Annotated in this window: 6 protein-coding genes and 1 pseudogene; 3 read left to right on the forward strand and 4 right to left on the reverse strand. The window is 70.5% G+C overall.

Annotation, left to right across the window (positions count from 1 at the left end):
• Nucleotides 1-95: 95 nt before the first annotated feature.
• Genes ABTY04_RS39265 through dnaK form a run of 4 tightly spaced genes read right to left on the reverse strand, consistent with a single transcriptional unit; the run spans nt 96 to nt 4,310 of the window.
• On the reverse strand, nt 96-566 hold the full coding sequence (locus tag ABTY04_RS39265; protein ID WP_352218225.1) for a heat shock protein transcriptional repressor HspR: 471 nt from the start codon (nt 564-566) through the stop codon (nt 96-98).
• A 1-nt stretch (nt 567) separates the two neighbouring features.
• Complete coding sequence (dnaJ, locus tag ABTY04_RS39270) at nt 568-1,746, reverse strand: molecular chaperone DnaJ (RefSeq protein ID WP_352218226.1); 1,179 nt, start codon at nt 1,744-1,746, stop codon at nt 568-570.
• Nucleotides 1,747-1,794: 48 nt separating this feature from the next.
• On the reverse strand, nt 1,795-2,466 hold the full coding sequence (gene grpE / locus ABTY04_RS39275) for a nucleotide exchange factor GrpE (RefSeq protein WP_352218227.1): 672 nt from the start codon (nt 2,464-2,466) through the stop codon (nt 1,795-1,797).
• The gene (dnaK, locus tag ABTY04_RS39280; protein WP_352218228.1) at nt 2,466-4,310 is read right to left on the reverse strand and encodes a molecular chaperone DnaK; all 1,845 of its coding nucleotides are present in this window, start codon (nt 4,308-4,310) and stop codon (nt 2,466-2,468) included. The genes grpE and dnaK overlap by 1 nt, the downstream gene beginning before the upstream one ends.
• A gap of 351 nt (nt 4,311-4,661) precedes the next feature.
• Here dnaK and ABTY04_RS39285 point away from each other — a divergent pair, with 351 nt between their 5' ends.
• From ABTY04_RS39285 to ABTY04_RS39295, 3 genes and pseudogenes are all read left to right on the forward strand, one after another.
• Nucleotides 4,662-5,228 (forward strand): sugar transferase, encoded by a 567-nt coding sequence (locus ABTY04_RS39285; RefSeq protein ID WP_352218229.1) that lies wholly within the window; start codon nt 4,662-4,664, stop codon nt 5,226-5,228.
• Nucleotides 5,229-5,338: 110 nt separating this feature from the next.
• A pseudogene (locus ABTY04_RS39290) lies at nt 5,339-7,600 on the forward strand ((Fe-S)-binding protein); the annotation flags it as partial.
• An 804-nt stretch (nt 7,601-8,404) separates the two neighbouring features.
• Nucleotides 8,405-9,370, forward strand: coding sequence for a Yip1 family protein (locus tag ABTY04_RS39295; protein ID WP_502996819.1), 966 nt, complete (start codon nt 8,405-8,407; stop codon nt 9,368-9,370).
• The last annotated feature ends 174 nt before the right edge of the window (nt 9,371-9,544 follow it).

The following is a 9,544-nucleotide window of genomic DNA, read 5'->3' on the forward strand; positions in this document are numbered from 1 at the left end:
CCGGGCGCCACCGGAAGTCCTGAGCGCACACGACGGAGGACCGAACGTGGTACGTGGGCACGGGCGGCGCCGACGCGTTCGTGCGCCGGCCGGCGTCAGTCGCTCTGGCGCTTCGGCGCCGGGCGCCAGACGACCAGGGCGTTGCCCGCCACCGGCGGCTGGTACTTGACCAGATCCCGCCGGTACGAGGCGTGCACCTGGGCCTCGCGCTGCTGGAGCACGGCCGCCGCGCCGTCCACCGCCGCGGAGAGCTCGGCCACGCGCTGCTGGAGCGCCGCGACCTGGTTCTCCAGTTCGATGATCCGCTTGATCCCGGCCAGGTTGATGCCCTCGTCCTGGGACAGCGCCTGCACCGTGCGGAGCAGTTCGATGTCGCGGGCCGAGTAGCGCCGGCCGCGGCCGGCCGTCCGGTCCGGGGAGACCAGGCCGAGCCGGTCGTACTGGCGCAGGGTCTGCGGGTGCAGGCCCGAGAGCTGGGCGGCCACCGAGATCACGTAGACCGGGGTCTCGTCGGTCAGCTCGTACGCCCCGCTACCGAAACGGGGCTGTCGTCGGCGGCCGTCCATGTCATGCTCCCTTCGCGGACTCGAACAGCACGGCGCGCGGGTCCTCCGACTCCGTCGCGTCGCGGTACATCTCCAGCGCCTCACGGGCCTTGTCCGACAGAGAGGCCGGAACAGCGACCTCCACCGTCACCAGCAGGTCCCCGCGGGTGCCGTCCTTGCGGACCGCCCCCTTGCCGCGGGCCCGCATGGTGCGGCCGCTGGGGGTGCCCGGCGGGAGCTTCAGCGTCACCGAGGGGCCGTTCAGGGTCGGGACCTTGATGTCGGCGCCCAGGGCGGCCTCGGCGATCGTCACCGGGACGGTGACGGTCAGGTTGTCGCCCTTGCGGCCGAACACCGGGTGGTCGCCCACGTGGACGACCACGTACAGGTCGCCGGCGGGGCCGCCGCGCTCGCCCGGCGCGCCCTTGCCGCGCAGCCGGATCCGCTGGCCGTCGGAGACGCCCGCCGGGATCCGGACCTGCATGGTGCGCGACGACTTGGCGCGACCGCTGCCCTTGCAGACGTCGCAGGGGGTCTCCGCGATCAGGCCGCGGCCCTTGCAGTCCGCGCAGGGGTCGGTCAGCGAGAAGCCGCCGCCGCTGCCCCGCGAGACCTGGCCGGTGCCGACGCAGGTCGGGCACACGCGCGGCGTGCCGTTCTTGTCGCCGGTGCCCGAACAGGCCTTGCAGGGAGCCTGGGAGGACATCCGCAGCGGGACCGTGGCCCCGTCCACCGCCTCCGTGAACGAGAGGGTGACCTCCGACTCGATGTCCTGGCCGCGGCGCGGCTGGACACGGGTACCGGGGCCCGCGCCGCCGCGGTTGAACAGTCCGCCGAAGACGTCGCCCAGACCGCCGCCGCCGAAACCGCCGCCGGCGCCGCCCGGCTGGGTGCCGCCGAAGAGGTCGCCGAGGTCGAAGTTGAACGAGCCGCCCCCGCCCGGACCGGGGCGGAAGCCCCCGTTGCCGAACAGGGCGCGGGCCTCGTCGTACTCCTTGCGCTTCTTGGCGTCGCCGAGGATGTCGTTCGCCTCGGAGATCTCCTTGAAGCGCTCCTCGGCCGAGGCGTCGCCCTTGTTGGCGTCCGGGTGGAACTCGCGCGCGAGCTTCCGGTACGCCTTCTTGATCTCGGCCTCGGTGGCGTCCTTCGGGACACCGAGGACCTTGTAGTAGTCCTTCTCGACGAAGTCCTTCGTGCTCATCCCCGGTGTCCCTCCTCTCGTACTCCTACGTGCCCGGCCTGACGGACGTCAGCCCTTGTCGGGGGCATCCGCGTCCTTGTCCGAAGGCGTGTCGCCGTCCGCGGACTCGGACTTGGGGGCCGCCCCCGGCTGGGGCTCGGCCACCGCGACCCGCGCGGGGCGGATCGTACGCTCGCCGATCCGGTACCCCGGCTGCAGGATCGCCACGCAGGTCGTCTCGGTGACATCCGGCGCGTACGAGTGCATCAGGGCCTCGTGGATCGTCGGGTCGAAGGGCTCGCCCTCCTTGCCGAACTGCTGCAGCCCCATCTTGGCCGCGGCGGTCTCCAGCGATTCGGCCACCGACTTGAAGCCGCCGACCAGCTCGCCATGGTCCCGCGCCCGGCCGATGTCGTCCAGGGTCGGGAGCAGCTCCGTCAGGAGGGACGCGACCGCGATCTCCTTGACGGCGATCCGGTCCCGCTCCACCCGGCGGCGGTAGTTCTGGTACTCCGCCTGGAGCCGCTGGAGGTCCGCGGTGCGCTCGCCGAGCGCCGTACGGGCCTGGTCCAGCTGCGCCAGCAGAGCCGTCTCCTGAGCGGACGGTGCTCCGGAGTCCCCGGCCGGGGCCGCGGCCTCCTCCTTGGAGGAAGCTGCGGCCTTCGGCTCGGCGGCGTCGTCAGCCGTGGCGCCGGTGGGGACTTCGGGCTTCTCCTCGAAACCCGGGGTCTCCTCCGACATCAGGCAGTGCCGCCCTTCGGCTTCTCGTCGTCGACGATCTCGGCGTCGACGACGTCGTCGTCGGCCTTGGCCTGCTCGGCGCCGGGGGCGCCGGCGGCCGCCTGGCCGGCCTGCGCGTCGGCGTAGATGGCCTGGCCGAGCTTCTGGCTGACCGCGGCGAGCTTCTCGGTCGCGGTGCGGATCTCGGCGGTGTCCTCGCCCTTGAGCTTGTCCTTCAGCTCGGTGACGGCGGCCTCGACCTCGGTCTTGACGTCGGCCGGGACCTTGTCCTCGTTGTCCTTGACGAACTTCTCCGTCTGGTAGACGAGCTGCTCGCCCTGGTTGCGGGACTCGGCCGCCTCCTTGCGGCGGAGGTCCTCGTCCGCGTACTGCTCCGCCTCCTGGCGCATGCGGTCGACCTCGTCCTTGCCGAGCGAAGAGCCGCCGGTGACGGTCATCTTCTGCTCCTTGCCCGTGCCGAGGTCCTTGGCCGTGACGTGCATGATGCCGTTCGCGTCGATGTCGAAGGAGACCTCGATCTGCGGGACGCCACGCGGCGCCGGCGGCAGGCCGGTCAGCTCGAACATGCCGAGCTTCTTGTTGTACGCCGCGATCTCGCGCTCACCCTGGTAGACCTGGATCTGCACGGACGGCTGGTTGTCCTCGGCCGTCGTGAAGATCTCGGACCGCTTGGTCGGGATCGTGGTGTTGCGCTCGATGAGCTTGGTCATGATGCCGCCCTTGGTCTCGATGCCGAGGGACAGCGGGGTCACGTCGAGGAGCAGGACGTCCTTGACCTCACCCTTGAGGACACCGGCCTGGAGGGTGGCGCCGATGGCGACGACCTCGTCCGGGTTGACGCCCTTGTTGGCGTCCTGACCGCCGGTCAGCTCCTTGACGAGCTCGGCGACGGCCGGCATGCGGGTGGAGCCGCCGACCAGGACCACGTGGTCGATCTCGGACAGGTTGATGCCCGCGTCCTTGATGACGTTGTGGAACGGGGTCTTGCAGCGCTCCAGCAGGTCCGCGGTCAGCTGCTGGAACTGGGCGCGCGTGAGCTTCTCGTCCAGGTGCAGCGGGCCCTCGGCGGAAGCCGTGATGTAGGGCAGGTTGATCGTGGTCTCCGTGGAGGAGGACAGCTCGATCTTCGCCTTCTCGGCGGCCTCGCGCAGACGCTGGAGCGCCATCTTGTCCTTGGACAGGTCGACGCCGTGGCCGTTCTGGAACTGCTTCACCAGGTACTCGACGACGCGCTGGTCCCAGTCGTCACCACCGAGGTGGTTGTCACCGTTGGTGGCCTTGACCTCGACGACGCCGTCGCCGATCTCAAGGAGCGACACGTCGAAGGTGCCGCCACCGAGGTCGAAGACGAGAATGGTCTGGTCGTCCTTGTCGAGGCCGTAGGCCAGGGCGGCGGCCGTCGGCTCGTTGACGATGCGCAGGACGTTCAGGCCCGCGATCTCGCCGGCCTCCTTCGTCGCCTGACGCTCCGAGTCGTTGAAGTAGGCCGGGACGGTGATGACCGCGTCCGTGACCTTCTCACCCAGGTAGGCCTCGGCGTCGCGCTTCAGCTTCTGCAGGATGAAGGCGCTCATCTGCTGCGGGTTGAAGTCCTTGCCATCCAGGTTGATCTTCCAGTCAGTGCCCATGTGGCGCTTGACGGAGCGGATGGTCCGGTCCACGTTCGTGACCGCCTGGCGCTTGGCCACCTCGCCGACGAGGACCTCGCCGTTCTTGGCGAAGGCGACGACGGACGGCGTGGTCCTGGCGCCCTCGGCGTTGGTGATGACGGTGGGCTCGCCGCCTTCGAGAACGCTGACGACGGAGTTAGTGGTGCCCAGGTCGATGCCGACCGCACGTGCCATTTTGATTTCCTCCAGCTGACTTGAGTGGAACGGACTCAACCATGCCGCATGGCTGCGCGCGCGTCAACAGAGGTGAGCGTAGGCGACTCAACTTTTATCCCGGACTTACGCTCACGCGCGGTGCCCGGACGGACCCGCGCAGCCCCTGAGCGCGCAAGACCAAGCGCTCCACCTGCGAAAACGTCCCGCCCGTCAGGGCGGGCCGACAGCCCGGAAGCCGCTCCAGGAGCGCTCGAAGCCGACCGGCCGGCAGCCCGCCGACCCCCGCGGCGCGGGGCCGAGCGGGCGATGCTCACCCCCTCCGCTGCGCGGCACCGCGCAAACCGCCGAAGGCGCATGCAGGGTGCCCCCATGCCGCTGCCGCCGCCCACGCTCCCCCCGGTCCGGCGCCTCGCGCGACGGCGATCCGCGCCCCTGCTCCGCCGGCCGGACACGTCCGCGAAGCGGGTGGTCGACCTCCTCGGGGCCACGGCGCTGCTCGGGCTGTTCGCCGTGCCGCTGCTGGTCGTCGCCGCCCTGCTGTACGCGACCCAGGGCGGGCAGGTCTTCGTACGGGCACCGGCCGCAGGACTGGCCGGGCGGCCGTTTCGGACCTGGCGGCTGCGCACGGACGCGACGGGCCGGCTCGGCGCGGCCGTGGAGCGGTGCGCCCTGGACGGGATGCCGCAGCTGCTGAACGTGCTGCGCGGCGAGATGTCGCTGGTCGGGCCGCGTCCGGAGGCGCGTACGGACCGGGCCGACCGGCTCCTCGTACGGCCCGGGATCACCGGCTTGTGGCAGGTCAGTGCGCGGTCCGGGCTCCCCTGGGAGGAGATGGCCCTGCTGGACCGGCACTATGTGGAGAGACACTGGCTGGGGATGGATCTCGCGATCCTGGCCCAAACCCCTGGGGCGGCCCGTCGACACAGGCATGCCTGAGCGACACAGATCACCGCCTGCCCAGCTACATTGCGGCGCCGGGAATGGGTAACCTCAAACCTTGACACAATAAGTTACCGCCCAGTAATCCCCGCCGAGGAGCCCTCCCCATGCAACTCGCCGCGATCATCGTGTCGCTGGTCCTGACCGTGGTCGGTGTCGCGCTGCTCGCCCGAGCCGTGGCGCAGATCTACCGGTTCGTGAAGCTCGGACAGCCCGTACCGGCAGGCAGCCGTACGGACGACCCGAAGGCACGCACGCTCACCCTGGTCCGGGAGTTCCTCGGCCACAGCCGGATGAACCGCTGGGGCATCGTCGGCTTCGCGCACTGGTTCGTCGCGATCGGCTTCCTGACGCTGCCTCCGACGCTGCTGCAGGCGTACGGGCAGCTCTTCCAGGCCGACTGGGTCCTGCCCATCGTCGGCGACTTCCTGCCGTTCGAGCTGTACATCGAGTTCATCGGCGTCATGACGGTCCTCGGCATCGCCGTGCTGATCGCCATCCGCCTGCTGTCGCTGCCCTCGCGGGCCGGCCGCAAGTCGCGCTTCGCCGGCTCGAAGGCCTGGCAGGCGTACTTCGTCGAGTACGTCATCCTCACCATCGGCCTCGCGATCCTCACCCTGCGCGGCCTTGAGGGCGCCATCCACCACGTGGACTCGTACGAGGCCTCGTACTTCGCCTCGTACCCGCTGGTGCTGGCCTTCAAGAACCTCTCGCTCGGCACCCTCCAGAACGCCATCTACTTCACCGCGATGGTCAAGATCGGCGTCTCGCTGATCTGGATGATCGTGGTCTCGCTCAACACCAACATGGGTGTCGCCTGGCACCGCTTCCTCGGCTTCCCGAACATCTGGTTCAAGCGGAACGCGGACGGCGCGACCGCGCTCGGCGCGCTGCAGCCTATGACCAGCGGCGGCAAGGAGATCGACTTCGAGGAGCCGGGCGAGGACGACGTCTTCGGCGTCTCCCAGGTCGAGCAGTTCTCCTGGAAGGGCATCCTCGACTTCTCCACCTGCACCGAGTGCGGCCGCTGCCAGTCGCAGTGCCCCGCCTGGAACACCGGCAAGCCGCTGTCCCCGAAGCTGCTGATCATGTCGCTGCGCGACCACGCGCACGCCAAGGCCCCGTACCTGCTGGCCGGCGGCGGCAAGGACATGGAGGGCAACGAGAAGGCGACTGCGGAGCAGCTCAAGGACGTCCCGGCGGCGGCCCTGGCCGAGGCCGAGCGCCCCCTCATCGGCACCGCCGAGGAGAACGGCGTCATCGACCCGGACGTGCTGTGGTCCTGCACCACCTGCGGCGCGTGCGTGGAGCAGTGCCCGGTCGACATCGAGCACATCGACCACATCGTCGACATGCGCCGCTACCAGGTGATGATCGAGTCCGCGTTCCCGTCCGAGGCGGGCACGATGCTCAAGAACCTGGAGAAGAAGGGCAACCCCTGGGGTCTCGCGAAGAAGCAGCGCGTGGAGTGGACCAAGGAGGTCGACTTCGAGGTCCCGATCGTCGGCAAGGACGCCGAGGACCTGTCGGAGTACGACTACCTGTACTGGGTCGGCTGCGCGGGCGCGCTGGAGGACCGGGCCAAGAAGACCACCAAGGCCTTCGCGGAGCTGCTGAACATCGCGGGCGTCAAGTTCGCGATCATGGGCGGCGACGAGAAGTGCACCGGTGACTCCCCGCGCCGCCTGGGCAACGAGCCGCTGTTCCAGCAGCTCGCCCAGGAGAACGTGGCGATGCTGAACATGGCCTTCGGCGAGGACGACGACGACCCGTCGACGAAGAAGCCGAAGTCGGCGAAGCGGATCGTCTCCACCTGCCCGCACTGCTTCAACACCATCGCGAACGAGTACCCGCAGCTTGGCGGCGAGTACGAGGTCATCCACCACACGCAGCTGCTCCAGCACCTCATCGACGAGGGCCGGCTGCTGCCGGTGACGCCGGTCGACGGGCTCATCACGTACCACGACCCCTGCTACCTGGGCCGCCACAACAAGGTCTACACGCCGCCGCGCGAGATCATGTCGGCCGTGCCGGGCTTGCGCCAGCAGGAGATGCACCGCCACAAGGAACGCGGCTTCTGCTGCGGCGCCGGCGGCGCGCGGATGTGGATGGAAGAGCGGATCGGCAAGCGCATCAACAACGAGCGCGTCGACGAAGCCCTGTCCCTGAACCCGGACATCGTCTCCACCGCCTGCCCGTTCTGCCTCGTCATGCTGACCGACTCGGTCAACGGCAAGAAGAACGACGGCCAGGCCAAGGAGTCCGTCCAGGTCGTCGACGTGGCCCAGCTCCTCCTGGAATCGGTGAAGGCGCCGGGTCCGACGGAGGAGGAACTGGCGGCCGAGCAGGCGGCGGCCGAGGCCGCGGAAGCCGCGGCGAAGGCGGAGGCCGAAGCGGCGGCGAAGGCCAAGGCGGAGGCTGCGGCCAAGGCGAAGGCAGAAGCCGAGGCGGCCGCAAAGGCCAAGACGGAGGCGGAAGCCGCGGCCAAGGCCAAGGCCGAGGCCGACGCGAAGGCCAAGGCAGAAGCCGAGGCGGAGGCAGACGCGAAGGCCGAGGCAGAGGCAGAGGCCGACGCTGAAGCGGCCGCTGAGGCCGATGCTCCGGCCGAGGCCGAGGACGCCGCGGAGACGAAGCCCGAGGCCACGACGGACGCGAAGCCGGAGGCCACGGCCGAGGCCGGAGCCGAGGCGGACGCGAAGGCAGAGGCTGCAGCCGCAACGGAGCCGGAGGCCGAGGCCGCGGAGACGAAGCCGGAGGCGCAGGCCGAGACCGACGCTGAAGCGGCCGCTGAGGCCGAGGCCGAGAAGGCCGCCGACGCGGCGGAGCCGGCCAAGGCCGACGGCGAGGACGCCGAGGCTACGCCGGAAGCGTCGGCCGAGAGCGGCAGCACCAAGTAGTCCGTACCACGCGACACCGGAACGGCCGGTCCCCCGCCAGGGGGACCGGCCGTTCCGGCATTCCGGGGCCCGAAGGCCGGAACCCGGAGCCGGGAGGCCCGGCGCCCCAAAGGCCCGGAGGGCAAGAGGCCGGGCCGGGAGGCCAGAAGGCCGGGGCCGGACCGCAGGAGCCCTGGCCCGGAGACCCGGACGGCAAGAGCCCGGGGCCGGAGGCCCGGGGGCGATCCGCGCCCCATCCGGAGAGGTGGGGACAGCCCCCCGGGGATCCCCTAGGGGATGTCACAGCTCAGCCGCAAAGGGTGCCTTATTCCGGCGGCCCGCCCACCACCGCCCGCGGGACCAGGTACGTTCGATCACGTGGCTGGATTCAGGATCGGACGCGGCAGGGACAACGACCGCGCTCCCCAACAACCCCCGCGGCAGCAGCCGTACGGTCAGCAGCAGCAACCGCCGCAGGCGCCGTACGGCCAGCAGGCCTACCCTCCCCAGCAGCAGTGGCCTCAGCAGCCCGCTGCCGGAGGCCATGGCGAGCCCGAGTACTTCGACCCGTACGGGCAGCAGCAGCCTCCCCAGGCGCAGCAGCCCCCGCATTCGTACGCGAACGACAACCCGGGACACACCCAGGTCTTCGCGTTCGGCGAGGATCCGTACAGCCAGGGCGCGACGTACCACGCGGGCGCCGCGGCGGCCGCGCCGACGGGCCCGCGGCTGCCGTGGAAGGAGCTGCTCCGCGGCATCGTGATGCGCCCCGGGCCGACGTTCCTCCAGATGCGCGACTACGCGGTCTGGGGCCCGGCGCTGATCGTGACGTTCCTGTACGGGCTGCTCGCGGTCTTCGGCTTCGACGACGCCCGCGCGGACGTCATGAAGGCCACCCTCGCCAACGCCGTCCCGATCGTCCTCAGCGCGGGCGTGGCGTTCGTCGTCTGCGGCCTGCTCCTGGGCGGCGTCACGCACACCCTGGCCCGCCAGCTGGGCGGCGACGGCGCGTGGCAGCCGACGGTGGGCCTGTCGATGCTGGTCATGTCCATCACGGACGCACCGCGCCTGCTCTTCGCCGTGTTCCTGGGCGGGGACAACATGTTCGTGCAGGTGCTGGGCTGGGCCACGTGGGTGGCGGCCGGCGCGCTGTTCACCTCGCTCGTCAGCAAGTCGCACGACCTGCCGTGGCAGAAGGCGCTGGGCGCGTCCGCGATCCAGCTGATCGCACTCCTGTCGATCATCAAGCTGGGCACGCTGTAAGCGGCCCGCGCCCGCCCCGGGCAACGGGAAGGGGCCCTGGCCGCGCACGGCGCGGCCGGGGCCCCTTCTCACGTCCAGCGCGGGTCAGACACCCCATGTCGTTCGGTGTCAAGCGGCATGGGGTTAAGCGTGGTGGGACCAGGCGGTCGCTTCGTCGTAGCGGGTGCGGGTTTT

The sequence above is a fragment of the Streptomyces sp. NPDC097981 genome, from assembly GCF_040302565.1.
GTDB lineage: Bacteria > Actinomycetota > Actinomycetes > Streptomycetales > Streptomycetaceae > Streptomyces.